This window comes from Pseudoxanthomonas mexicana (assembly GCF_046736355.1).
Classification (GTDB): domain Bacteria; phylum Pseudomonadota; class Gammaproteobacteria; order Xanthomonadales; family Xanthomonadaceae; genus Pseudoxanthomonas_A; species Pseudoxanthomonas_A mexicana_B.
The window spans coordinates 3,534,074-3,558,812 of record NZ_CP157201.1; the positions used below are offsets into that span (position 1 = coordinate 3,534,074).

The window sequence follows — 24,739 nt, forward strand, 5'->3', positions numbered from 1 at the left end:
TCGGCAGCACGCAAACGCGAATGATTCCCGAATGGGGGCTGCAAAGTCCGCCATCGGTTTCTCATTGATTGAAATCAATGCTGATACCGGTGGAAAATTCGCATCATTTCCGCGTTCAAGCCGAGGAGCGGTCGCAATGCAAGGCGTCCAGGGGACTTACAACGACAAAGTGGTCAGGCAGTTCGCCGTGATGACCGTGGTCTGGGGCATCGTCGGGATGCTGGTGGGCGTGATCATCGCCGCCCAGCTGTACTGGCCGGCGCTCAACTTCGACCTGCCGTGGCTCAGCTACGGCCGGCTGCGCCCGCTGCACACCAATGCGGTGATCTTCGCCTTCGGCGGCAGCGCGCTGTTCGCCACCAGCCTGCACGTGGTCCAGCGCACCTGCCATGTGCGGCTGCTCTCCGACAAGCTGGCCGCGTTCGTGTTCTGGGGCTGGCAGGCGGTCATCGTCGCCGCCGCCATCACCCTGCCGCTGGGGCTGACCCAGGGCAAGGAATACGCCGAGCTGGAGTGGCCGATCGACATCCTGATCGCGGTGGTGTGGGTGTCCTACGCGGTGCTGTTCTTCGGCACCATCGCCAAGCGCAAGGTCAAGCACATCTACGTGGCCAACTGGTTCTACGGCGCCTTCATCATCGCCGTGGCGCTGCTGCACATCGTCAACAACATCTCCATCCCGGTCGGCCTGGCCAAGTCCTACCCGGTCTACAGCGGCGCGGTCGATGCGATGGTGCAGTGGTGGTACGGCCACAACGCGGTCGGCTTCTTCCTGACCGCCGGCTTCCTCGGCATGATGTACTACTACGTGCCCAAGCAGGTCGGCCGCCCGATCTACTCCTACCGGCTGTCGATCGTGCACTTCTGGGCGCTGATCGCCGTGTACATGTGGGCCGGCCCGCACCACCTGCAGTACACCGCGCTGCCCGACTGGGCGCAGTCGCTGGGCATGGTGTTCTCGCTGATCCTGCTGGCGCCCTCGTGGGGCGGCGCGATCAACGGCGTGATGACGCTCTCCGGAGTGTGGCACAAGCTGCGCACCGACCCGATCATCAAGTTCCTGATCGTGGCCATCTCGTTCTACATGATCGCCACCTTCGAAGGCCCGATGATGTCGATCAAGACGGTCAACTCGCTGTCGCACTACACCGACTGGACGGTGGGCCACGTGCACGCCGGCGCGCTGGGCTGGGTGGCGATGATCTCGATCGGCTCGATCTACGCGCTGCTGCCGAAGCTGCTGGGCCGCGAGCAGATGTTCTCGGTCAAGGCCATCGACCTGCACTTCTGGATCCACACCCTGGGCGTGGTGTTCTACATCGCCTCGATGTGGATCGCCGGCGTCATGCAGGGCCTGATGTGGCGCGCCACCAACGACGACGGCACGCTGACCTACAGCTTCGTCGAGGCGCTCAACGTGACCTACCCGTACTACCTGATCCGCCTGGGCGGCGGGGTGCTGGTGCTCGCCGGCATGTTCCTGATGGCGTGGAACGTGCTGCGCACCTACCAGGTCAGCCGCGTCAGCGAACAGCCGGTGCTGTCGCCCGACCTTTCCCAAGCCCGCGCCTGAAGGACTTGCGATGAGCAACCATTCACACGAGAAAGTCGAAAAGAACGTCGGCCTGATGGCCGTGCTGATTGCGGTGGCGGTGTCCTTCGGCGGCCTGGCCGAAATCGTCCCGCTGATGTACCAGGCCGAGGCCATCGAGCCGCTGGAAGGGGTCAAGCCCTACCCTGCGCTTGAGCTGGCCGGCCGCGACATCTACGTCCGCGAGGGCTGCTACAACTGCCACTCGCAGATGGTGCGCACGCTGCGCTTCGAGACCGAGCGCTACGGCCACTACTCGCTGGCCGGCGAGTCGGTCTACGACCGGCCGTTCCAGTGGGGCAGCAAGCGCACTGGCCCGGACCTGGCCCGCGTCGGCGGCCGCTACTCCGACGACTGGCAGCGCGTGCACCTGATCAACCCGCGCGACGTGGTGCCGGAATCCAACATGCCCGGCTTCCCGTGGCTGGCGAAGAACGAAGTGGACGGCAAGGTCACCGCCAGGCGCATGCGCGCGCTGCAGAAGCTGGGCGATCCCTACACCGACGCCGAGATCGAGCAGGCCCCGGCCGAGCTGCAGGGCAAGACCGAGCTCGACGCGGTGGTGGCCTACCTGCAGGGCCTGGGCAGGCACGCCCCGAGGGGAGGCTGAAGATGGTTTCCGGAATCGTGACCGCCGTGCTGCTGCTGCTATTCGTGGCCGGCTGGATCTGGGCGTGGAGCCCGAAGCGCAAGCATGAATTCGACGATGCCGCCCGCCTTCCGCTGGCCGGCGATGGGGAGAAGTCCGAATGAGTACGGGATGGTCGTGGTACGTCATCGCCCTGGTGGCGCTGAACATCGTCGGCTGCGTGTGGCTGCTGTGGTGGACCTCGCGCCGCCGCCCGGGCGACCCGGCACCGGAGGAAACCAGCCACGTCTGGGACGGCGACATCACCGAATACAACAAGCCGCTGCCGCGCTGGTGGATCAACCTCTTCTACCTGACCATCATCTTCAGCATCGCCTACATCGCCTGGTACGGCGGCCTGGGCGGCTACGAGGGCTATGGCAAGTGGTCCTCGCAGAACGAGCACGCCGCGCGCAAGCAGATCGAGGACGCCAAGCTGGAGGAAACCTTCCGCCCCTACGCCAACCAGTCCATCGACCGGCTGGCCGGTGACGACAAGGCGGTGGCGCTGGGCCGTTCGATCTTCAACAACACCTGCGCCACCTGCCACGGCTCCTCGGCCAAGGGCGCGATCGGCTATCCCAACCTGACCGACGGCATCTGGCACTGGGGCGGTTCGCCCGAGCGGATCCTGGAGACGGTGCTGGACGGCCGCGAGGGCGTGATGCCCGAGTGGGGCACGGTGCTGACCGGCATGGGCGGCCCGGATGCGGTGGACTACACCATCGCCTACGTGCGCACGCTGTCCAACCCGGATTCGATCCGCAACAACTTCCTCGCCGCCAAGGGCAAGCCGCTGTACGAAGGCGTGTGCGTGGCCTGCCACGGCATCGACGGCAAGGGCAACGCCGAGCTCGGCGCGCCGGACCTGACCGACGACTACTGGATGTACGGCGACAGCAAGGAAAGCCTGCGCAAGACCATCGCCGAAGGCCGCCACGGCTCGATGCCGGCGCACCGCGAACTGCTCGGCGAGACCCGCGCGCGGCTGGCCGCGGCCTATGTCTGGTCGCTGTCCAATCGCCCTCCCGAGGCGCAGGGCGGTCCTTGATGGCCGATTTCACCGAGCCCGGCTTCGATCACCCGCCCCGCCCGCTGGTCCAGCGGGTCGGGGCGATCCTCTGGCCGAGCTTCTTCTCGGCCGGGGTGGCGACGATGGTGTTCTTCGCCTTCGTCGACCCGCTGACGCTGCGCGACATGACCTTCCCGCACCTGCCGATGACCCGCGAACTGGGTTACACGGTGGGTTTTTTCATGTTCTGGCTGGCCACTTCCGCCTCCAGCCTGTTCACCTGGATCCTGCTGCGCCCGGCCAGCCGCTTCAACCGGGCGCTGCCGCCGGAAAAATGACCGCACCCGCCGGCGCCCCCTGCGACAATTTGTCGCTATCGCGCGCTGCGGATATGCGGATACTGGACCACGCACAACCTGATCCGCACGCCACGCCGGCACGACCGGCGAAGCCTGAGCCATGACCGCCATCCATCCATCCGCCTTCCTTCCCCTGCCGCGTCCGTGCGCGGCGTTGCCGGGGCGTCGGCCATGAGCAAGCGCATCCCGCTCGAGGTCGTCGACGCCCAGGGCAACTCGTTCTACGTCAGCGAGCGCAAGGTCTATCCGCGCGACGTGGCCGGCCGCTTCAACCGCCTGCGGGTGGCGGCGGTGATCTGGCTGCTGGGCATGTTCTACGTGTTCCCGTGGCTGCGCTGGGACGGCCGCCAGGCGGTGCTGTTCGACCTGCCGGCGCGCAAGTTCCACGTGTTCGGGCTGGTGTTCTGGCCGCAGGACTTCCTGTTCCTGGCGTTGCTGCTGATCATCGCGGCGATGGCGCTGTTCTTCTTCACCGCGCTGGCCGGGCGGCTGTTCTGCGGCTATGCCTGCCCGCAGACGGTGTGGACCGAGGTGTTCCTGTGGATGGAGCGCTGGACCGAGGGCGACCGCGGCAAGCGCATGAAGCTCGACGCCGGCCCGTGGAACGCCGAGAAGATCCTGCGCAAGGGCGCCAAGCACGCGCTGTGGCTGGCGTTCGCGCTGTGGACCGGCTTCACCTTCGTCGGCTTCTTCACCCCGATCACCGACCTGGGCGCGCGCCTGCTGCCGTTCGCCTGGGGCGGCTGGGAGACCTTCTGGGTGCTGTTCTACGCACTGGCCACCTGGGGCAACGCCGGCTTCCTGCGCGAGCAGGTGTGCAAGTACATGTGCCCGTACGCGCGCTTCCAGAGCGCGATGTTCGACCGCAACACGCTGATCATCGCCTATGATCCGATGCGCGGCGAACCGCGCGGCCCGCGCAAGCGCGGCCTGGACAGCGTGCTGGCGCGCGCGCGCGGCCTGCTCGACGCGCTGACCGCCTACGACTACGTGTTCCGCGCCAGCAAGCACCCGTCGGCGGCCAGCCAGCACGCGCAGGCGCACGGCACCATCACCTTCGCCGGCGCCGGCGTGGAGGCCGCGCCGCTGCCGAAGTTCGCCCCCGAGCAGCTCGGCGACTGCATCGACTGCACCATCTGCGTGCAGGTCTGCCCGACCGGCATCGACATCCGCAACGGCCTGCAGTACGAGTGCATCGCCTGCGGCGCCTGCATCGACGCCTGCGACGAGGTGATGGACAAGGTGGGCTATCCGCGCGGGCTGATCCGCTACGCCACCCAGAACGCCATCGACGGCAAGCCCAGCCGCGTGCTGCGCCCGCGCATCTTCGTCTACGGCTTCATCCTGCTGGCGCTGGTCTCGGCCTGGAGCTGGGGCGTGATCCACCGCAGCGAGCTGATCGTGGAGGTGCTGCGCGACCGCAACGCGCTGTACCGCGAGACCGCCGACGGCATGGTCGAGAACAGCTACACGGTCAAGCTGGTCAACAAGGCGCAGCAGGCGCACGGCTTCCGCGTCGAGCTGCTGTCCGAGGATCCGTCCATCGCCCTGCGCGAGCCGGTTCAGGTGCGCGCAGAGGCCGAGCAGGTACTCTCGGTGCCGGTGCTGCTGGCCGCGCCGCAGCGGCTCGGCGGCCGCCACCCGGTGCGCTTCCAGGTCGTCCGCGACGACGGCCAGGTCGAGAAGACCGTCGAGAGCAGCTTCTTCGGACCCCTGCCATGAACGAACCTAAATCCTCCTTCTGGCGCGAGCCGATGGCCGTGCTGGTCGCCGGCCTGCCGTTGCTGTCGATCGTGGCCGGCGTGGGCCTGGTGATCATCGCCATCCGCGCCGGCGGCGCCGACGTGGTGACCGACCGCGTGCAGCGCGTCTCGCAGATCCAGACCACCGACCTGGGGCCGGACGAGCGCGCGCGCCTGGACAGGCTCAGCGCCGTCGTGCGCATCGACGGGGCGCATGTGGAAGTACGCCCGGTGACCGGCGAATACGCCGCGCAGGCGCCGCTGCAGCTGACCCTGCTGCACCCGGTGCGCGCGGCCGAGGACGTGCGGCTGGAACTGCTGCCGGCCGAGGGCGGCTGGCGCGCCGAGGCCGCGATCGATCCCGGCCACGACTGGAACCTGCAGCTGGCCCCGGCCGACGGCCGCTGGCGGCTGCTCGGCCGCCTGCCGCGCGAGCAGCAGGCCGCGCGGCTGGCGCCGGCGCTGGCGCGCGCGCCGTAGGTCCAACCGATGGACGCCTCCGGCGGCCAGTGCGACTGCTACCACTGCGGTGGACCCCTGCCGGCCACGCCGGTGCGCGCGCAGGCCGGCGACGGCTGGCGCGCGTACTGCTGCAGTGGCTGTGCGGCCGCCGCCGCCTGGATCGCCGACGCCCGGCTGGACAGCTACTACGCGCTGCGCAGCGCCGCGGCCGCGCGCGTGGGCGAGGAACCGCTGGACCTGTCGATCTGGGATCGCGAGGAAGTGCTGGCCGAGCACGGCCGCGAGATCCCCGGCGGGCGCGAGATCGTCGTGCTCACCGACGGCATGCGCTGTGCCGCCTGCGCCTGGCTGATCGATCGCGCGCTGGAGCGCGAGCCGGCCGTCATCGACAGCACCGCCAACGCGGTCACCGGCCGCATCCGCATCGCCTGGGATCCGCGCCGCGCGCCGCTGTCGGATCCGCTGCGCACGCTGGCCACGCTCGGCTACCGCCCCTACCTGGCCGGTGGCCGCGCGCACGAGCAGGCGCGGCTGGCCGATCGCAAGCGCTGGCTGCTGCGGCTGGGCATCGCCGGGCTGGGCGCGATGCAGGCGATGATGATGGCCGAGGCGCTGTACCTGGACTTCGACAGCACGATGCCGGCGGCCACCCGCGACTTCTTCCGCTGGCTGACCTTCCTGCTGTCCACGCCGGTGGTGTTCTACGCCGGCTGGCCGTTCCTGTCCGGCGCCTGGCGCGAGCTGCGCCAGCGCCACGTCGGCATGGACACGCTGATCGCCGGCTCCACCCTGCTGGCCTATTTCGCCAGCGTGCTGGAGACGATCCGCGGCGGGCCGCACGTCTGGTACGACGCGGCGGTGATGTTCGTGTTCCTGCTGCTGGCCGCGCGCATGCTGGAGCAGCGCGCGCGCGGCATCGCCACCGCGCAGGTCGATGCGCTGGCGCGGGCGCGGCCGGCGTTCGCCACCCGCGAGCGCGACGGCGGCGTGGAGACGGTGCCGGTGTCGGCGCTGGCGGTCGGCGACACCGTGCGCGTGGCCATCGGCGACGGCGTGCCGGCCGACGGCGTGCTGCTGGACGACTGCGCGGACATGGAGGAGGCGCTGCTGACCGGCGAGTCGCATCCGGTGCGCAAGCAGGCCGGCGACCCGCTGTACGCCGGCACCTTGTGCCGCGAGCGGCCGGCGCGGATGCGCATCACCGGCACCGGCGGCGCGACCCGGCTGGCGCAGCTGGCGCGGCTGGTCGAGCAGGCGCAGGCGCACCGCCCGGCGCTGGCGCGGATGGCCGATCGCATCGGCAGCCGCTTCGCCGCCGCGCTGCTGCTGTCGTCGCTGGCGGTGTACGGGTTCTGGCACTGGCACGATCCTTCGCGCGCGCTCGAAGTCACCCTGGCCTGGCTGGTGATCAGCTGCCCGTGCGCGCTGTCGCTGTCGGTGCCGGCGGCGCTGGCGACCGCGCACGGCGCGCTGGCGCGGCTGGGCGTGCTGTCCACCCGCGCCGAGGCGCTGGACACGCTGGCGCGCGCGACCGACGTGGTGTTCGACAAGACCGGCACGCTGACCGGCGCACGCTTGCAGTTGCGGCAGGTGGAGACCTTCGACGGCTTCGATCGCGAGCGCGCGCTGCGCATCGCCGCCGCGCTGGAGCACGACAGCCGCCATCCGATCGCCGCCGCCTTCGCCGGCATCGCCGTCGACGCGCCGGCGCAGGCCGTGCAGACCGTGTCCGGGCAGGGCATCAAGGGCATGGTCGACGGCACGCGCTGGCGGCTGGGCCGCGGCGCCTACGCCGGCGGTCCCATCGACGGCGACGGCGTGTGGCTGGGCGATGGCGCGCGCGCGGTGGCGCGCTTCGAACTGGCCGAGCAACTGCGTCCGCACGCCGCCGAGGCATTGTCGGCACTGCGCGCGCAGGGACTGTCGGTGCACCTGTGCAGCGGCGACGCCGAGACGCCGGTGCGGCGGCTGGCCGCGCAGCTGGGCATCGACGGCGCGCAGGCGCGGCAGAGCCCGGAGGACAAGCTGGCCTACGTGCGCGGGTTGCAGGCGCAGGGTCGGGTGGTGGCGATGGTCGGCGACGGCCTCAACGACGCGCCGGTGCTGGCCGGCGCCGACGTTTCGCTGGCGATGGGCCAGGGCGCGCCGCTGGCGCAGCGCGCGGCCGATCTGGTGATGACCGGCGAGACGCTGGCGCGCATCCCGCAGGCGCTGGCGCTGTCACGCCGCACGCGCGCCATCATCCGGCAGAATCTGGCCTGGGCGGCCGGCTACAACCTGCTGGCGCTGCCGCTGGCCGCGGCCGGCTGGGTGACGCCCTGGCTGGCGGCCCTCGGCATGGCCGCCTCGTCGCTGGCGGTCACCCTCAACGCGCTGCGGCTGGCGCGCCGCGTGCCGGAACCGGAGGCCTGCGCATGAACATCCTGCTGCTGCTGATCCCGTTGAGCCTGGTGCTGCTGGGCGCGGCGGTGTGGGCGTTCGTGTGGGCGGTGCGCAAGGGCCAGTTCGACGATCTCGACGCGCCGGCGCTGGACGTGCTGGCTGACGATGACCCGCCGCCGCAACCGCAACCACCGCAGCCCGGGCCGCCGGATGCCGATTGATCTTCCAGTCCTGCTGGCCGCGCTGCTGGCGGGGCTGCTGGGCGGCGTGCACTGCGCGGCGATGTGCGGCGGCATCGCCACCGGCTTCTCCGCGGCCGGCGGGATCGGCGGCTTGGGACCGGCATTGCAGCTCAACCTGGGCCGGGTCGGCGGCTACGTGCTGGCCGGCGCGCTGGTCGGCGGACTCGGCGGCGGGCTGCTGGCGCTGCTGCGCAGCGACTGGCTGCTAGTCGGGCTGCGGATGGCGGCCGGGGCGGTGCTGGTGGCGGTCGCGCTGCGCCTGTTGATGCCGCGCCGCCGGCTCGACTTCCTCGCCCGCCCGGGCGCGCGGCTGTGGCAATGGCTGCGCCCGCTGCAGGCGCGCGTGCTGCCGGCCGACACCCTGCCGCGGCGGCTGGCCGCCGGCGCGCTGTGGGGCTGGCTGCCGTGCGGGCTGAGCCTGTCGCTGCTGACCACCGCCTGGCTGCAGGCCAACGCGCGCGACGCCGCGCTGACGATGGCCGCGTTCGGCCTGGGCACGCTGCCGGTGATGGTGCCGCTGACCTGGTCGGGCGCGCGGCTGGGCCGCTGGCTGCAACGCCCCGCCCTGCGCCGCGCCGCCGCCGCGCTGATCGCGCTGGCCGGCCTGCTGACCCTGGCCGCGCCCTGGCTGATGCAGGTACCGGCGCTGCACGGCCCGCTGGCCGCGCTGGGCTGCAAACCGCTGCCCTGAGAGATTTGCGGCTGTAGAGCGGAGCTTGCTCCGCTCTCCGGTACGTGCCCGCCGAGCAAGCTCGGCGCTACAGTCTCTTCGGCAAAGTCTTGGAGACAGGAAGCGGACTTCCAGGCCTGCAGTAACGAGTTTGTCCATCCGGCATGGCTGTAGAGCGGAGCTTGCTCCGCTCCCCCGGACAACCCTCCGCCGGGCAGGCCCGGCGCTACGGCCTTCTCCCGGGACCTGGGAAATGCGGCGCGGACGCGCGGCCTCAGCCGCGCGCTTCGGCCAGCGCCTGCAGGCGATCGCGCTTGTGCAGCAGGATGTGGTGCGGGTCGGCGGTGTCGATCACGCCTTCCTGGCGCAGCCGGGTGAAGCTGCGGCTGACGGTTTCCACGGTCAGGCCCAGGTAGTCGGCGATGTCCGATCGGGTCATCGGCAGGATCACCTCGGTATCGCTGCCGCCGTGGCGGCGCCGGCGCGCGGCCATGTCCAGCAGGAACGCGGCCAGCCGCTCCAGCGGCGTCATCCGCGCCAGCGACATCAGGTTGTCGCGGGTGGCGTCCAGTTCCAGGCAGGCGCGCTCCAGCAGTTCGCGCTCCAGCGCCGGGTGCTGCTCGCACAGCGCGCGCATGTCGGTCTTGGGGAAGGCGCACAGCTTGCTGTCGACGATCGCCTCGATCGAATGGCGGTAGTGCGGGCCGGTGCTGAAGCCGATGAAGTCGCCCGGCATCAGGAAGCCGGCCACCAGCCGGCGCCCGTCCGGCAGCAGGCGGATGCGCCGCAGCGCGCCGGTGGTGACCGAAAACACCCCGCGCCGCGGCTGGCCCTCGCGCACCAGCAGTTCGCCGGCCCGCACAGTGACGTCGCCGGCCATCGCCTCCAGCTCGCGCGCCTGTTCCAGCGGCAGCGCCGAACACACCGACAGGTGCCTGACCTGGCAGCCGGCGCAGCCATCGAGGAATTCGGCGCCTGCCGGGATGCCGGCAATCGGGACACCGTTATGGCGCAGCACACGCAGGGTCATCGCTCGTCCGCGGTCAACATGGAAAACCAGCGGCCATCATACTCCCGCCCACCCTCAAATCTGGCTGAATCCTTGGTCGCATGCGGGCGGCGGCGCTCGCCGCGGACCGCCCGGATCGGTTACAGTGCGCCCCGCTTGCCAGCGGCCGTTCGTTTCCCCCTGGTCCGCCGGCGCCGGGACGTCCATCGACTTCCCGCGCCCGCCTCCGCTCCGACTTCTTTCGTTGCGCAAGCCCGGATCCGCCGCTGTAGGCGCGTCCGCACCCCTTCTCGCAGCGCGGTTTCACGGGAACGCTTCGAGTCACGGCCCTCCGCATCCTGCGCCTGTACGCCGCCGCACCCCCGCGTGCGCGGCCTGGCGCGTATCCGGCCGGCCGCCTTTGGAGCTTTGCCAAGATGACGTTTGAAAACCTCGGGCTGGCGCCCGCCCTGCTGCGCGCGCTGGCCGAACAGGGCTACACCCAGCCCACCCCCATCCAGGAACAGGCCATCCCGCTGGCGCTGGAAGGCCACGACCTGCTGGCCGGCGCGCAGACCGGCACCGGCAAGACCGCCGCCTTCGGCCTGCCGCTGATCCAGTACCTGGCCACCACCCCGCAGGAAGTGCAGCGCGGCACGCGCAAGCCGCGCGCGCTGGTGCTGACCCCCACCCGCGAGCTGGCCGTGCAGGTGCACGAGAGCCTGCGCGGCTATGGCAAGTACCTGCGCATCCCCAGCACTACCATCTACGGCGGCGTCGGCATGGGCAACCAGCTCGACGCGCTGCGCCGCGGCGTGGATTTGGTGATCGCCTGCCCGGGCCGGCTGATCGACCACCTCGAGCGCCGCAGCATCGACCTGTCCGGCATCGAGGTGCTGGTGCTGGACGAGGCCGACCGCATGCTCGACATGGGCTTTTTGCCGTCGATCAAGCGCATCCTGGCCAAGCTGCCCAGGCAGAACCGGCAGACCATGCTGTTCTCGGCCACCTTCGCCGATCCGATCCGCGAGCTGGCGCTGGAGTTCATGCGCGAGCCGAAGCAGATCCAGGTGACGCCGCGCAACACCGTGGCCGAGACCATCGCCCATCGCGTGCATCCGGTCGATGGCGGCCGCAAGCGCGAGCTGCTGCTGCACCTGCTGGCGGCCGACAGCCGGGTGCAGACGCTGGTGTTCGCCAAGACCAAGCACGGCAGCGACAAGCTGGCGATGTTCCTGGACAAGAGCGGCATCAACACCGCCGCCATCCACGGCAACAAGTCGCAGGGCGCGCGCCAGCGCGCGCTGGGCGACTTCAAGGCCGGCCGCATCAACGTGCTGGTGGCCACCGACATCGCCGCGCGCGGCATCGACATCGACCAGCTGCCGCGGGTGATCAACTACGACCTGCCGATGGTGGCCGAGGACTACGTGCACCGCATCGGCCGCACCGGCCGCAACGGCTCGACCGGCGAGGCGATCTCCATCGTGGCGCAGGACGAGGCCAAGTACCTGCGCGCCATCGTGCGCATGCTGGGCCGCGACGTGGAACTGCGCGACGTGCCCGGCTTCGAGCCGCAGGTGCCGATCCGCTGGGGCAACAGCGCGCCGGGCAAGGCCGACCAGCCCGGCGGCGAGCGCGCCCCGCGCCGCGGCTCCCCGCAGAAGCATGCCCGCCGCCCGCACGGTGAGGCGACGCGCCACGCCCATGCCGGGCCGAAGAAGCACGGCGGCGCGCAGCGCCACGACGGCGGTCGCAGGCAGGGCGGCGGACAGCGGCGCGGCAGCTGAAACCGGCGGCAATGTCCGGCCAGGCGGAAAAGCGGAGCCCAGGCTCCGCTTTTCCGTTGCGGCCGGCGCCATGCGCGGCGGACAATGACGGCATGGACATCTTCAAGATCTTCACCCTGGAAGCGGCGCACCGGCTGCCCAACGTGCCGGCAGGCCACAAGTGCGCGCGCCTGCACGGCCATTCGTTCCGCGTCGAGCTGCACGTGTCCGGCGAACTGGATCCGCATGCCGGCTGGGTGATGGATTTCGCCGACATCAAGGCCGCGTTCAAGCCGATCTACGAGCGGCTGGATCACCACTACCTCAACGACATCGAGGGCCTGGAGAATCCGACCAGCGAGCGGCTGGCGCAGTGGATCTGGCAGCAGCTCAAGCCTGCCCTGCCGCTGCTGAGCGAGGTGGTGGTGCACGAGACCTGCACCGCCGGCAGCCGCTACCGCGGTTGATCGCAACCACCGGGCCGCCGCCGGCCTGGGCGATCAGGCCTTTTTTGAACGGCGGGCAACCGTTCGTCGGGAACTCCGCCCTGCATGTTGCAATGCAACAAGGCGCGGGCTATGCTGCGTCGCAACATAGAGGCAACCCCTGAGGAGTACGCCATGTCCGCCCAGTTCAACGACAGCTTCAGCATCTTCACCCACCAGTTCGCCGCGGCCGCCTCGCGCGCCAACCGCCTGGCGCTCGAGAACGCGGAAAGCGTGTTCGGCGTGCAGCTGCGCGTGTTCGAGAAGAACATCGACGCCACCACCGCCTTCCTCGACGAAGTCGCCGGCACCCGCGATCTCGACGGCTACAAGACCCTGTGGCCGAAGGGCCTGCAGGTCGCCAAGGACAACACCGAGCGCCTGGTCGCCGCCAGCCAGGAAGTGTTCGGCCTGACCCTGAAGGCCGGCGAGGCCTTCGGCCAGCTGGCCAAGAGCCAGATCGAATCGGCCAGCGAGACCGTCCAGGCCAACGTCGCCAAGGCCGCCAAGAGCGTCAAGACCAAGTAATCAAGCAACACCGCAACAACGGGATCTCTCTCCCCCTCTGCGCGGCTCCCCCTCCCTCCGCGCAATCGACCCGGCAGCCCGCGCTGCCGGGTTTTTTTATGCCCGCAGCAACGGCGCCGGTGCGCCGGGACGGGCGAAGTCCGCGGGCAGGCGCAGCAATGCGCCGCGTTGCGCCGCCTCCGCCTGCGGGCGATGGGGAATGCGGCCCAGGCAGGGCGCGTGGAGGCGGTCCTGCAGCAGGGCAAGGTTTTCTTCAAGGCGCGCCATCGCCGGGTCCACCTCGTTGGCGATCCAGCCCAGCAACGGCAGGCCGTCGGCGGCAATGGCGCGCGCGGTCAGCCGCGCGTGGTTGATGCAGCCCAGCCGCAGGCCGACCACCAGCACCACCGGCAGTTCCCAGCGCCGCGCCAGATCGGCCTGATCCAGCGTGGCGCTCAATGGCGCGGCCCAGCCGCCGACGCCCTCGACGACGACGTGATCGGCCTGCGCGCGCAGCCGCGCGAAGGCCGCGTCCAGCCGCGCCGGGTCGATGGCCACGCCGGCCTCGCGCGCGGCGATCTCCGGGGCCAGCGGCGCGGGCAGCGCGTACGGGTTGAGGTCGTCATAGGCCGGGCGCGGATCGCTGGCCGCCAGCAGCGCCAGCGCGTCCTCGTTGCGCCAGCCCTGCTCGCCGGCCTCGCAGCCGCTGGCGAGCGGCTTCATGCCGACCGCGCGCAGGCTCCGCATGCGCAGCGCGTGCAGCAGGGCGGCCGAGGCGACGGTCTTGCCGATGCCGGTGTCGGTGCCGGTGACGTAGAGGCCGCTCACGCGCCCCCCCGCGCCGACGGCGGTCGCTGCTGGATGGGCGGGATCGTCATCGGCGCATTCCTCCTGCTCGGGCCGGGGCGGCATCATAGCGGGCGCGGGCGCGCCGATCGGCATAGAATCGCCCGCATGTCCTTCACCTCCATCCCGCTGACCGGCAGCAAGCCGGAACAGTACGCGCAGCTCGCCGCGCAGGCGCGCGCGCTGCTCGCCGGCGAGCCCGACCGCGTCGCCAACGCCGCCAACCTGGCGGCGCTGGTCTACCACGCGCTGCCGGACCTGAACTGGGTCGGCTTCTATTTCCACGATGGCCGCGAGCTGGTGGTCGGCCCGTTCCAGGGCCTGCCGGCCTGCGTGCGCATCCCGCTGGACAAGGGCGTGTGCGGCGCGGCCGCGCGCACCCGCCAGACCCAGCGGGTCGAGGACGTGGAGGCCTTCCCCGGCCACATCGCCTGCGACGCGGCCTCGCGCTCGGAACTGGTGGTGCCGCTGGTGAAGGACGACGCGCTGATCGGCGTGTTCGACCTGGACAGCCCGCGCGTGGGCCGCTTCGACGCCGACGACCAGCGCGGGCTGGAGGCGATCGCGCAGGTGTTCGTCGAGGCGCTGCGATGAGCACGGCCAAGCTGCGCAACATCGGTCCCAAGTCGGCGGCGTGGCTGCGCCAGGTCGGCCTGCGCACGCACGAGGACCTGGCCGCGGTCGGCTCGGTGGAGGCGTTCATGCGCATCAAGCGGGCCGGCTTCCGTCCCAGCCTCAACCTGCTCTACGCGCTGGAAGGCGCGCTGCTGGACGCGCACTGGCAGCAGTTGCCCGAACAACGCCGCAGCGAGCTGGTGCTGGCCTACGACGCCGCCGCCGCGCTGCTGCCGCCGCCGCGCGGCCGGCCCGCCGCCGCGCCGGTCACCACCACCCACATGTCCGACGAAGACGGCGCACCGGCGCTGGATCCGTTCGACTCGCCGGACGAAGCGCAGGACTGAAGCCGCTCGCGCCGGCCGGCCCGGATGGCGGCGATTCCGTTCCCTCCCGTCTTCCACGTTCGCGCGCCGTGGATGGCATCCGCTCGCCCAGCGGCCATCCCGGGGCCGCGCGCGGCCGCTTCCCGTATAATCGCCGCGCTTTCAGGTGACCCGGCGGCGCTTCCTGCCCACGGGTTGAAACGGGAAGCCGGTGACCTGCCCGCCCCGCGCGGCAGCATTCCGGCGCTGCCCCCGCAACGGTAAGCGAGCCAAGCCACGGCATCGGCCACTGTGCATCCGCATGGGAAGGCGCCGGGACGGGACCTGCGACAGGTCCGCTCGCAAGTCCGGAGACCGGCCTGGGAGTCCACTGGTTGCGATGCGGAGGGCGTCGCGGCGTGCCGCGCCGCCGTGCGCTGTCCGCTGTTTCCTTCGTCTGGCAACTCCACAGTTTTTTCGCGCCCATCGCGCAACGGAGTTGAATGACATGCACGAATCCATCCCGGCCCTGCGGCCCCTGTCCCTGGCCGTCCTGCTCGCGCTACCCGCCGCGGCCGCCGCGCAGTCCTCGTCCACCACCGAGCTCGACGAGATCGTGGTGACCGGCACCCGCACCGAGGTCGCGCTGCGCGACAGCCTGGTGCCGGCGCAGGTCATCGGGCGCGAGGAAATCGAGCGCAGCCAGGCGCGTTCGCTGGTCGAACTGCTGAAGGGCCGCGCCGGCGTCAACGTCGTCAACCAGGGCGGCATGGGCAAGCTGACCACGATCAACCTGCGCGGCGCCGAGTCCGACCACGTGCTGGTGCTGGTGGACGGCGTGCGCATCGGCTCCACCTCGGCGGCGCTGGCCGCGTTCCAGGATCTGCCGGTCGATCTGATCGATCGCATCGAGATCGTCCGCGGCCCGCGCTCCAGCCTGTACGGCTCCGAGGCGATCGGCGGCGTGATCCAGATCTTCACCCGCCGCGACGACGGCAAGCTGCGCCCGCACCTGCGCGTGGGCGCCGGCAGCCACAACCTGCGCGAGGCCAGCGCCGGCCTCGGCGGCGGCGGCGAGCGCGGCTGGTTCGGTGCCGACGTGAGCTACCAGCGTACCGACGGCATCAATGCCTGCCGCGGTTCGGGCACGCTGTTCCAGGGCTGCTTCGCCGACGAGCCGGATCGCGACGGCTACCGCAACCGCTCGGCCAGCCTGCGCGGCGGCGTCAACCTCGGCGACACCGTCAAGCTGGAAGGCAGCGCGCTGCACGCCAGCGCCTTCAACGAGTACGACGGCAGCGTGTTCGGCGGCAACGAGGCCGACAACATCCAGCAGGTCGCCGGCGGCAAGCTGACCTGGACGCCCGGCGATCGCGTCACCGTCACCGCGCAGGCCGGCCGCGCCTACGACAAGTCGGACAACTACTTCACCGATCACGTCGCTCCGCGCAGCCATGTGAGCCGCTTCAACACCCGCCGCGACAACGCTTCGCTGCAGGCCGACCTGCTGGCCGCCGAGGGGCACCTGCTGACCTTCGGCGTGGACTGGATCGACGATCGCCTGGACAGCTCCACCGCCTATACGGTGGCCGACCGCGAGAACCTGGCGCTGTTCGCCGAATACCAGGGCCGCGTCGGCGCGCACCGCTTCCAGGCCAGCCTGCGCAACGACGACAACGAGCAGTTCGGCAACCACAGCACCGGCAGCCTGGGCTGGGGCTACGACTTCGGCGACGCGCTGCGCTTCAACCTGAGCTACGCCACCGGTTTCCGCGCGCCCAGCTTCAACGAGCTGTACTTTCCCTTCTCCGGCAATCCGAACCTGGGACCGGAGGAATCGCGCAGCCTCAACGCCGGGCTGATCTACGACGCCGGCCACGGTCGCTGGACGCTCAACGCCTACCAGACCGACATCGACGACATGATCGGCTACGACAGCAGCTTCAACCTGGTGCAGGCCGAGGAAGCGCGCATCCGCGGCGCCGAACTGACCTTCGACACCACCCTGGCCGGCTGGGACCTGTCCACCCAGATCAGCCACGCCGATCCGCGCAACCGCTCGGCCGGCGCCAACTACGACCACCTGCTGCCGCGTCGCGTGCGCAACAGCGCGCGCATCGACGCCGATCGCGCCTTCGGCGACTTCCGCCTCGGCCTCACCGCCCACGGCGCCGGCAGCCGCCATGACAACGCCGCCAACACGCTGCGCGTGGCCGGCTACGGCACGCTGGACCTGCGCGCCGAATACGCCTTCCACCGCGACTGGTCGCTGCAGGCGCGCGTGGGCAACGTGTTCGACCGCCAGTACGAGACCATCGCCTGGTACAACCAGCCCGGCCGCGAATACGGCCTGAGCCTGCGCTACCAGCCGCGGCCCTAATCGCGCATCCCGCGGAAACGAATCGAAGCCCGGCGCATGCCGGGCTTCTTTTGTCCCATGGTGCACCGCGTGTGGAGCCGGGCTTGCTCGGCTCCGTAGTAATGCCGGCAGCCCCGGCCAGCGGAGCAAGCCCCGCCCCACAGTAAGTGCTTGCGACACAAGGAAAACCCCGGCATAATGCGCGGCTCGCTGCGTCCGGCCTGGCCGGATCCGTGGCCGGAAGCACGATTCCGGCCGCACCGTGGCGGTTCCCTTCCGCATCGTGCGGCGCCTGCCCGCCAGGCCGCCGGGCCGCCGTCTCCCAGGCTATGGGCGACAAGATTACCTATCGAGGTGCGTATGTCCCGCGTATGCCAAGTCACCGGCAAGCGTGTGCAGACCGGCAACAACGTCTCGCACGCCAACAACAAGACCCGTCGTCGCTTCCTGCCCAACCTGCACGAGCGCCGCTTCTGGGTGGCCAGCGAGAACCGCTGGGTCAAGCTGAAAGTCTCCGCGCACGCGCTGCGCACCATCGACAAGAACGGCATCGACGCCGTGCTCGCCGACCTGCGCGCCCGTGGCGAAAAGATCTGAGGAGTAATCGAACATGGCATCCAAGCGCGACAAGATCCGTCTGATCTCCTCGGCCAACACCGGCCACTTCTACACGACGGACAAGAACAAGAAGAACACCCCGGGCAAGATGGAAATCAAGAAATACGACCCGGTCGTGCGCAAGCACGTGATCTACAAGGAAGGCAAGATCAAGTGACGCAACGGCGCATTCGCGCAAGCGCGAATGCCTTTGCCGTTGCGTCATCCCCGCGCAGGCGGGGATCTAGTGCCTCACCGACAACCCCGCTCCGGCGGGGTTGTTGCTTTTCGGCTCCCCGCATCCGTGTCACGGAGCATTCGCGCGAGCGCGAATGCCTTTGCCTTTGCGTCATCCCCGCGCAGGCGGGAAGCGCTTTCCAACCGCCGCATACCGGTCATCCGGGGCTTTCGCTTTCAATGGCCAGCAAGCCACTGGAACCCCGCCTTCGCGGGGATGACGGCTTCCTGGATTTCGCAGGCAAGCGCCGGCATCCGCGCAATCGCCATTCCCTCGCCGCTTCCGCTTTGCGCCTGCCCGCCGCATCATCGCCCGATGCCCGCCCTCGCGCCCCCACGATGACCCCGGACTGGTCGCCCGCCACCGTGCTGCTGATCGTGGACTGGGTCATCCGGATCGGCGCGCTGCTGTGGATTCCCAGCCGTACCCGCCCGGCGGCGGCGCGCAGCTGGCTGCTGCTGGTGGGTTTCATCCCGCTGCTGGGCCTGCCGCTGTACCTGCTGCTGGGCCACCCCTGGCTGTCGCGCCGGCGCGTGCAACGGCAGGCGCAGGTCAGCGAGGTAGTCCGCGAGGAGCAGTTGCCTTTGCGCGCGCTGCGCTGGACGCCCGACGGCGGCGCGGCGTTCGAGATGGCGCCGCTGGTCGAGCGCCAGGGCGCGTTCATGCCCACCCACGGCAACGCGGTGGCGCTGCTGGACGACTACCAGGCCGCGATCGACGCGTTGCTGGCCGACATCGACCAGGCCCGCGAGCAGGTGCACCTGCTGTACTACCTGATGTTCGACGACGCGGTCGGCGATGCGGTGACCGCGGCGCTGTGCCGGGCGGCCGCGCGCGGCGTGTGCTGCCGGCTGCTGCTGGACGCGGTCGGCGCGCGGCGCGGCCTGCGGCGCTATCGCAGGCCGCTGCGCCAGGCCGGGGTGGAAGTGCACGAGTTGCTGCCGGGCGGATTGCGCTGGCGGCGCAGCGGGCGCATGGACCTGCGCAACCACCGCAAGCTGGCGGTGATCGACGGCCGTTGCGGCCACGTCGGCTCGCAGAACCTGGCCGATGCGGTGTTCGTGCCCGGCCTGCCCAACCGCGAACTGGTCGCGCGCGTGCAGGGACCGGTGGTCTCGCACCTGGAGGCGGTGTTCGCCGGCGACTGGTACATCGAGACCGGGCAGCGCCTGCCCTACCAGCACGACTGCCCGGTGCACGCCGACGACGTGGCGACGCAATTGCTGCCCAGCGGGCCGGCCTATCCGTACGAGAACGCGCGCGACACCGTCAACGCGCTGATCCACCTGGCGCGGCGCCGGATCGTGCTGACCACGCCGTACTTCGTGCCCGACGACGCCACGCTGGCGGCGCTGCGCATCGCCGCGCTGTCCGGCGTGGAGGTGCAACTGATCCTGTCGGCCGGCAACAACAAGCGGCTGACCTCGTGGGCGCAGGAGTCGTACTACGACGACCTGCTGGCCTGCGGCGTGCGCATCGCGCTGTACGAGCCGCACTTCCTGCACGCCAAGCACATGAGCGTGGACGACGGCATCGCGCTGCTGGGCTCGATCAACCTGGACATCCGCTCGTTCGCGCTCAACGCCGAGATCGGCCTGATCTGCTACGACCGCGGCGTCGTCGCGCGCATGCGCGAGATAGAAGCCGACTACCTGCGCCACAGCCGCGCGCTGGATCCGGCGCAGTGGCGCATGCGCCCGGCCTGGCGGCGCAGCCGCGAAGGCATCGCGCGGCTGGCCGACACCCTGATGTGAACCGCCATCCGCGCCGCGAACGGGCCGGCCGGCGCCATCGCCTACAATCGACGGCATGCGAACGGCTTCGATTCCCGGCTACGACATCGCCATCGTCGGCGGCGGCGCCAGCGGCGTGCTGGTGGCCATCCACCTGCTGAGGCAGGCGCGGCAACCGCTGCGCATCGTCCTGCTGGAACCCAATCCCTCGCTGGGGCACGGCGCGGCCTATGCGACCGCGCATGCCGAGCACCTGCTCAACGTGCCGGCGCGGCGGATGAGCGGTTTCGACGATGCGCCGGAGGACTTCCTCGATTTCGCCCTGTCCGCCTTGCCGGGCGCGCCTGATCGCCAGGCGCTGGGCCATGCCTACCTCGAACGCCGCCTGTACGCGCGCTACCTGCAGGAGCGCCTGCGGCAGGCACGGCAGGCCGCCGTCGCGACGCTGGAGGTAATCCGGCAGCGCGTCGTCGCGCTGGACGATGCCGGTGATGGCTACCGCCTACAACTGGAGGACGGCGCCGCCCTGCACTGCCGCCGCGCGACCCTGGCGGTGGGCAACCGGCCCAGGCCGCTGCCCTCGCGCGGCACCGCCGCGGTGCCGGCGGAGCTGTTGCTGGGCGCCTGGGATTTCGATGCGGTCAAGCGCATCCCGCGCACGGCGCCGGTGGTCATCGTCGGCTCCGGCCTGAGCATGGTCGATGCGGCGCTGAGCCTGGCTGACAACGGCCACACCGCCGCCCTCCACGTGATCTCCCGCCATGCGCTGCTGCCGCTGCCGCACGCACCGCACGCGGTGGCCGATTTCGATGCCGAGGCGCTGCCGGGCATGGACCTGCGCCGGCGCATGCGCCACCTGCGCGCGCTGGCGGCGCAGGCCGAGGCACGGGGGTTGCCCTGGCAGGCGGTGATGGAACGCATCCGGCCGCTGGGCCAGCGCCTGTGGCAGTCGCTGTCGCCGGACGACCAGCGGCGCTTCCTGCGCCATGCCGTGCGCGGCTGGGACGTGCACCGCCACCGCATCGCGCCGCAGGTGCACGAACGACTGCAGGCGATGCGGGCGCGGGGACAACTGCAGCTGCACCGCGGCCGCCTCGACACCGTGCTGCAGGCCGGGCGCTGCGTGCGCGTGTCGCTGCGCAGCCGCGACGGAGGCGGGCGCACGCTCGACGTCGAGCGCGTGATCAACGCCACCGGCGTGGAGATGCGCGCGCAGAGCATGCGCAATCCGCTGCTGGACGATGTGATCGGCAAGGGCCATGCGCAGCCCGGCCCGCACGGCATCGGCCTGAAGACCGCGGCCGATGGCTGCCTGATCGACGCGGGCGGGCGCGCCCAGCCACGCCTGGCCACGCTGGGCAGCCTGCGCATCGGCTGCCTGTGGGAAAGCATCGCCATCCCCGAACTGCGCGGCCAGGCCGAAACCGTCGCACGGCTGATGCTGGCGGAGTAGGCATCGCGGGCAATTCTGCCGTTCCTTCTTCCTCCGGGAGAAGGTGCCCGAAGGGCGGACGAGGGGATGGCGAAGTCACCGCAGCCGAATCATCGCCACTCCGCGGTACCCTCACCCCAACCCCTCTCCCGCCGGGAGAGGGGCTAAAAAGCAACTGCCATGAAAGTCGAACCTTGCGAGTCCCCTCGGCAATGCCGGGGATTTCCCCATGAGGAATGAATCCGGCCCGGCGCGGTGGCATGCGCCGCACGCAGTACACTGGCCGCCTCCGCGGGAGCGAGGGTAGCCGAGCACGTGTCGAGCTGGATCCTGCTGCTGGTGTCGCTGGCCTATGCCGCGCTGCTATTCGGCGTGGCGTGGTACGGCGATCGCCGGCCGATGTATCCGGATCGGCCCTGGCTGCGGCCGCTGGTCTACAGCCTGGCGCTGGCGGTGTACTGCTCGTCGTGGACGTTCTACGGCGCGGTCGGCAGCGCGGTGCGCAACGGCCTGGGCTACCTGCCCATCTACCTTGGCCCGGTGCTGCTGCTGCTGTTCGGCTGGCGCATCATCGAACGGCTGGCGCTGATCGCGCGCAACGAGAACACCGTTTCCATCGCCGACTTCATCTCCTCGCGCTACGGCCGCTCGCGCCGGCTGGCGGCGCTGGTGACGGTGATCGCGCTGATCGGCGTGGTGCCGTACCTGGCGCTGCAGTACAAGGCGGTGGCGATGAGCCTGAGCGTGCTGACCGGGCAGGCCGGCGGCACCTACGGTTTCTTCTCCGACCCGGCGCTGTACGTGGCGCTGCTGATGGCGCTGTTCGCCGCGCTGTTCGGCACCCGCCAGGTCGATGCGACCGAGCACCACCACGGCATGATGCTGGCCATCGCGCTGGAGTCGATGGTCAAGCTGGTGGCGATGATCGCGGTCGGCGTGTTCGCCTGGCTGTGGCTGGGCAAGCACGACATCGCGGTGGCCGATTCGGCGCGCACGCTGTTCGAGAACGCGCCGCCGGTCGGCTTCATCGGCCAGACCATGCTGGCGTTCCTGGCGATCTTCTGCCTGCCGCGGCAGTTCCACGTGGCGGTGGTCGAATGCAGCGACGTCGGCGACATCCGCAAGGCGCGCTGGCTGTTCAGCGGCTACCTGGCGCTGATCTCGCTGATGGTGGTGCCGATCGCCGCGGCCGGGGTGGCGCGCTTCGGCATCGGCAGCGGCGTGGCCGACGACAGCATCATCCTGTCGCTGCCGCTGGTGGAGGGCAGCAACGTGCTGGCGCTGGTGGCCTACGTCGGCGGCTTCTCGGCCGCCACCGGCATGGTGATCGTGGCCAGCATCGCGCTGGCGACGATGGTCAGCAACGACCTGGTGATGCCGCTGATGCTGCGCCGCGGCTGGGCGCAGCCGCATGCCGAGGCCGACGTCGCCTCGCGCGTGCTGTGGATACGCCGGCTGGTGATCGCGCTGCTGGCGGTGACCGCCTACGCCTACTACCGCGGCAGCAGCAACGACAGCACGCTGGCCTCGTACGGGTTGATGGCGTTCGCGGCGGTGGCGCAGTTTGCGCCGGCGATGATCGGCGGGCTGTACTGGCGCGGCAGCAGCCGGCGCGGCGTCGAGGTCGGCATGCTGCTCGGCTTCGCCACCTGGATCTATACCCTGCTGCTGCCGACCATGACCCAGGCCGGCTGGTTCGATCCGGACTGGCTGCACGCCGGGCCGTTCGGCATTTCCTGGCTGCGGCCGCAGCAGCTGTTCGGCCTCAGCGGCTGGGACGCGCTGACCCACGGCACGTTCTGGTCGCTGCTGGTCAACACCGGCGCGATGATGATCGTGTCGGCGCGCTGGCGGCCCGGCATGGACGAGCGGCTGCGCGCCGCGCCGTTCCTGGATCCCTACGCGCAGCGGCCGGCGCTGTCGGCCGGCGAGTGGCCCGGCAACGTGCGCGTGGGCGATCTGCTCACGCTGGCCGAGCGCGTGGTCGGCGAGCGGCATGCGCGCCGCGCCTTCGTCGAGCAGGCGCAGGCGATGGACGTGGAACTGTTGCCCAACGTCACCGCCGACCGCGCCTGGGTGCAGTTCACCGAACGCCTGCTGGCCGCGGCCATCGGCGCGGCGTCGGCGCGCATCGTGCTGACCAGCGTGCTGCGCGGCTCGGGCATGGAACTGGGCGAGGTGGTGGCGGTGCTGGACGAGGCCGGGCAGGAACTGCGCTTCAACCGCGAGATCCTCTCCACCACGCTGGAGAACATCAGCTCCGGCGTCAGCGTGGTCGACCCGGACATGCGCCTGGTCGCGTGGAACCGGCGCTACCAGCAGCTGTTCGGCTATCCCGAGGGCATGCTCTACGTCGGCCGCCCGGTCGCCGACCTGATCCGCTACAACGCCGAGCGCGGCGAGCTGATCGGCATGGGCAGCGTGGAGGAGCAGGTGGAGCGGCGCATCGGCCACATGCGCGCCGGCACCCCGCACGTGTACGAGCGCGTGCGCGCCGACGGCCAGGTGATCGAAATGCGCGGCCAGCCGCTGCCCGGCGGCGGCTACGTCACCAGTTACAACGACATCACCGACTTCAAGCGCGCCGAGATCGCGCTGCGCGAGGCCAACGAGACGCTGGAGCAGCGCGTGGCCGAGCGCAGCCTGGTGGCCGAGACCGCGCAGCAGTCCAAGACCCGCTTCCTGGCCGCGATCAGCCACGACGTGCTGCAGCCGCTCAACGCCGCGCGGCTGTTCGTCTCGGCCCTGCGCGACAGCGAGGGCGACGAGCAGCGCCATCTGGCCGAACGCGTCGACGCCTCGCTGCGCGCGGCCGAGGAACTGCTCGACGGCCTGCTCGACGTGTCGCGGCTGGACGCCGGCAACCTGCACGCCGAGATCAGCGACTTCAACGCCGGCGAACTGCTGCGCGAACTGGCCGCGCAATACGCGCCGGTGGCCGCCGGGCGCGGCCTGGACCTGCGCGTGCACGCGCGCACGATGCCGGTGCGCAGCGATCGCCGGCTGCTGCGGCGGGTGCTGCAGAACTTCCTCGCCAACGCGCTGCGCTACACCCGCCAGGGCCGCATCGTGCTGGGCATGCGCGTGCGCGGCGGCAATGTTTCGCTGCAGGTGTGGGACAGCGGCCCGGGCATCCCGGAAAACCACATGCGGCAGATCTACGACGAGTTCCACCGCTTCCAGCAGCCGTTCGACTGGGGCGAGCAGGGACTGGGACTGGGCCTGTCGATCTGCCAGCGCATCTCGCGCCTGCTCGCACACGAGTTGGACGCGCGCAGCCGCGTCGGGCACGGCAGCATGTTCTCCATCATGGTGCCGCGCGCGGCCGCCGTCGAGCACCGCGCGCCGCGCCGCGCCGCGCCGGCCACCGATTCGCTGGCCGGCCTGCGCGTGCTGTGCGTGGACAACGACCACGAAATCCTCGACGGCATGCGCGCGTTGCTCGGCCGCTGGCAGGTCGAGGTGATCACCGCCAGCACCGTGGACGAGGCGCTGGAGAAGATCGCGCTGGCGCCGGCGGTGATGCTGGTCGACTACCACCTGCACGACCGGCTGGACGGCCTGGAGACGCTGGACGCCCTGCGTAACGCCTGCCAGGGCCCCATCGCCGGCGCGCTGCTGACCGCCGACGGCCGCGACGAACTCAAGCAGCAGGCGCGCGCGCGCGGTTACCGGCTGCTGACCAAGCCGGTGAAGCCGGCTTCGTTGCGCGCGTTCCTGGCGGCCTACCACGATCCGGTGGAGGCGTGAGGCAGGCCGGGCGATCACACTCCCGGT

At 70.7% G+C, this 24,739-nt stretch carries 22 protein-coding genes, 1 pseudogene and 1 riboswitch; of the genes and pseudogenes, 21 read left to right on the top strand and 2 right to left on the bottom strand.

Annotated features, from left to right (window positions below):
- Positions 1-136: 136 nt before the first annotated feature.
- From ccoN to AAG688_RS16270, 10 genes are all read left to right on the top strand, one after another.
- Positions 137-1,573 carry a cytochrome-c oxidase, cbb3-type subunit I gene (ccoN, locus tag AAG688_RS16225; protein WP_411833224.1) on the top strand — a complete coding sequence of 479 codons (1,437 nt, stop codon included), beginning with the start codon at positions 137-139 and terminating at the stop codon, positions 1,571-1,573.
- A gap of 10 nt (positions 1,574-1,583) precedes the next feature.
- Positions 1,584-2,201 (top strand): cytochrome-c oxidase, cbb3-type subunit II, encoded by a 618-nt coding sequence (gene ccoO / locus AAG688_RS16230; RefSeq protein WP_411833225.1) that lies wholly within the window; start codon positions 1,584-1,586, stop codon positions 2,199-2,201.
- Positions 2,202-2,203: 2 nt separating this feature from the next.
- Positions 2,204-2,344, top strand: a complete 141-nt coding sequence (locus AAG688_RS16235) for a cbb3-type cytochrome oxidase subunit 3 (protein WP_411833226.1) — start codon at positions 2,204-2,206, stop codon at positions 2,342-2,344.
- Positions 2,341-3,270 carry a cytochrome-c oxidase, cbb3-type subunit III gene (gene ccoP / locus AAG688_RS16240; protein WP_411833227.1) on the top strand — a complete coding sequence of 310 codons (930 nt, stop codon included), beginning with the start codon at positions 2,341-2,343 and terminating at the stop codon, positions 3,268-3,270. The genes AAG688_RS16235 and ccoP overlap by 4 nt, the downstream gene beginning before the upstream one ends.
- Positions 3,270-3,569, top strand: coding sequence for a hypothetical protein (locus tag AAG688_RS16245; RefSeq protein ID WP_411833228.1), 300 nt, complete (start codon positions 3,270-3,272; stop codon positions 3,567-3,569). Before ccoP ends, AAG688_RS16245 begins: the two co-directional genes overlap by 1 nt.
- Positions 3,570-3,761: 192 nt before the next feature.
- Positions 3,762-5,312 carry a 4Fe-4S dicluster domain-containing protein gene (locus tag AAG688_RS16250; protein ID WP_411833229.1) on the top strand — a complete coding sequence of 517 codons (1,551 nt, stop codon included), beginning with the start codon at positions 3,762-3,764 and terminating at the stop codon, positions 5,310-5,312.
- Entirely contained in the window at positions 5,309-5,812 is a 504-nt protein-coding gene (locus tag AAG688_RS16255) for a FixH family protein (protein WP_411833230.1), read from the top strand. The genes AAG688_RS16250 and AAG688_RS16255 overlap by 4 nt, the downstream gene beginning before the upstream one ends.
- Before the next feature lie 9 nt (positions 5,813-5,821).
- A complete protein-coding gene (locus AAG688_RS16260; protein ID WP_411833231.1) occupies positions 5,822-8,212 on the top strand; it encodes a heavy metal translocating P-type ATPase in 2,391 nt (796 codons plus the stop codon).
- Entirely contained in the window at positions 8,209-8,397 is a 189-nt protein-coding gene (ccoS, locus tag AAG688_RS16265; RefSeq protein WP_411833232.1) for a cbb3-type cytochrome oxidase assembly protein CcoS, read from the top strand. Before AAG688_RS16260 ends, ccoS begins: the two co-directional genes overlap by 4 nt.
- Positions 8,387-9,109 carry a sulfite exporter TauE/SafE family protein gene (locus AAG688_RS16270; RefSeq protein WP_411833233.1) on the top strand — a complete coding sequence of 241 codons (723 nt, stop codon included), beginning with the start codon at positions 8,387-8,389 and terminating at the stop codon, positions 9,107-9,109. Before ccoS ends, AAG688_RS16270 begins: the two co-directional genes overlap by 11 nt.
- Before the next feature lie 253 nt (positions 9,110-9,362).
- Here AAG688_RS16270 and AAG688_RS16275 read toward each other — a convergent pair whose 3' ends face one another.
- Complete coding sequence (locus AAG688_RS16275; protein WP_411833234.1) at positions 9,363-10,118, bottom strand: Crp/Fnr family transcriptional regulator; 756 nt, start codon at positions 10,116-10,118, stop codon at positions 9,363-9,365.
- Positions 10,119-10,513: 395 nt separating this feature from the next.
- Here AAG688_RS16275 and AAG688_RS16280 point away from each other — a divergent pair.
- From AAG688_RS16280 to AAG688_RS16290, 3 genes and pseudogenes are all read left to right on the top strand, one after another.
- Positions 10,514-11,954: pseudogene (locus tag AAG688_RS16280) on the top strand (DEAD/DEAH box helicase).
- 4 nt (positions 11,955-11,958) lie between these two features.
- Positions 11,959-12,312, top strand: coding sequence for a 6-carboxytetrahydropterin synthase QueD (gene queD, locus AAG688_RS16285; RefSeq protein WP_411833235.1), 354 nt, complete (start codon positions 11,959-11,961; stop codon positions 12,310-12,312).
- A gap of 153 nt (positions 12,313-12,465) precedes the next feature.
- Positions 12,466-12,858: a phasin family protein gene (locus AAG688_RS16290; protein WP_411833236.1), complete on the top strand. Its 393-nt coding sequence runs from the start codon at positions 12,466-12,468 to the stop codon at positions 12,856-12,858.
- A 96-nt stretch (positions 12,859-12,954) separates the two neighbouring features.
- On the opposite strand, the gene bioD is transcribed toward AAG688_RS16290, so the two are convergent.
- Positions 12,955-13,665, bottom strand: a complete 711-nt coding sequence (gene bioD / locus AAG688_RS16295) for a dethiobiotin synthase (protein ID WP_411833237.1) — start codon at positions 13,663-13,665, stop codon at positions 12,955-12,957.
- A 126-nt stretch (positions 13,666-13,791) separates the two neighbouring features.
- Here bioD and AAG688_RS16300 point away from each other — a divergent pair, with 126 nt between their 5' ends.
- The 8 genes from AAG688_RS16300 (at position 13,792) to AAG688_RS16335 (ending at position 24,712) form a co-directional block, all read left to right on the top strand.
- Positions 13,792-14,277 carry a GAF domain-containing protein gene (locus AAG688_RS16300; protein WP_411833238.1) on the top strand — a complete coding sequence of 162 codons (486 nt, stop codon included), beginning with the start codon at positions 13,792-13,794 and terminating at the stop codon, positions 14,275-14,277.
- The gene (locus AAG688_RS16305; RefSeq protein ID WP_411833239.1) at positions 14,274-14,645 is read left to right on the top strand and encodes a TfoX/Sxy family protein; all 372 of its coding nucleotides are present in this window, start codon (positions 14,274-14,276) and stop codon (positions 14,643-14,645) included. Before AAG688_RS16300 ends, AAG688_RS16305 begins: the two co-directional genes overlap by 4 nt.
- Before the next feature lie 126 nt (positions 14,646-14,771).
- A riboswitch (cobalamin riboswitch) is annotated at positions 14,772-15,002 on the top strand.
- Positions 15,003-15,111: 109 nt separating this feature from the next.
- On the top strand, positions 15,112-16,983 hold the full coding sequence (gene btuB, locus AAG688_RS16310) for a TonB-dependent vitamin B12 receptor (protein ID WP_411833240.1): 1,872 nt from the start codon (positions 15,112-15,114) through the stop codon (positions 16,981-16,983).
- Positions 16,984-17,322: 339 nt separating this feature from the next.
- A complete protein-coding gene (gene rpmB, locus AAG688_RS16315; protein ID WP_411833241.1) occupies positions 17,323-17,559 on the top strand; it encodes a 50S ribosomal protein L28 in 237 nt (78 codons plus the stop codon).
- A gap of 13 nt (positions 17,560-17,572) precedes the next feature.
- Positions 17,573-17,737, top strand: coding sequence for a 50S ribosomal protein L33 (gene rpmG, locus AAG688_RS16320; protein ID WP_027070918.1), 165 nt, complete (start codon positions 17,573-17,575; stop codon positions 17,735-17,737).
- Positions 17,738-18,135: 398 nt separating this feature from the next.
- Positions 18,136-19,551: a cardiolipin synthase gene (gene cls / locus AAG688_RS16325; RefSeq protein ID WP_411833242.1), complete on the top strand. Its 1,416-nt coding sequence runs from the start codon at positions 18,136-18,138 to the stop codon at positions 19,549-19,551.
- Positions 19,552-19,606: 55 nt separating this feature from the next.
- Entirely contained in the window at positions 19,607-20,983 is a 1,377-nt protein-coding gene (locus AAG688_RS16330) for an FAD/NAD(P)-binding protein (protein ID WP_411833243.1), read from the top strand.
- A gap of 294 nt (positions 20,984-21,277) precedes the next feature.
- On the top strand, positions 21,278-24,712 hold the full coding sequence (locus tag AAG688_RS16335; protein ID WP_411833244.1) for a NahK/ErcS family hybrid sensor histidine kinase/response regulator: 3,435 nt from the start codon (positions 21,278-21,280) through the stop codon (positions 24,710-24,712).
- The last annotated feature ends 27 nt before the right edge of the window (positions 24,713-24,739 follow it).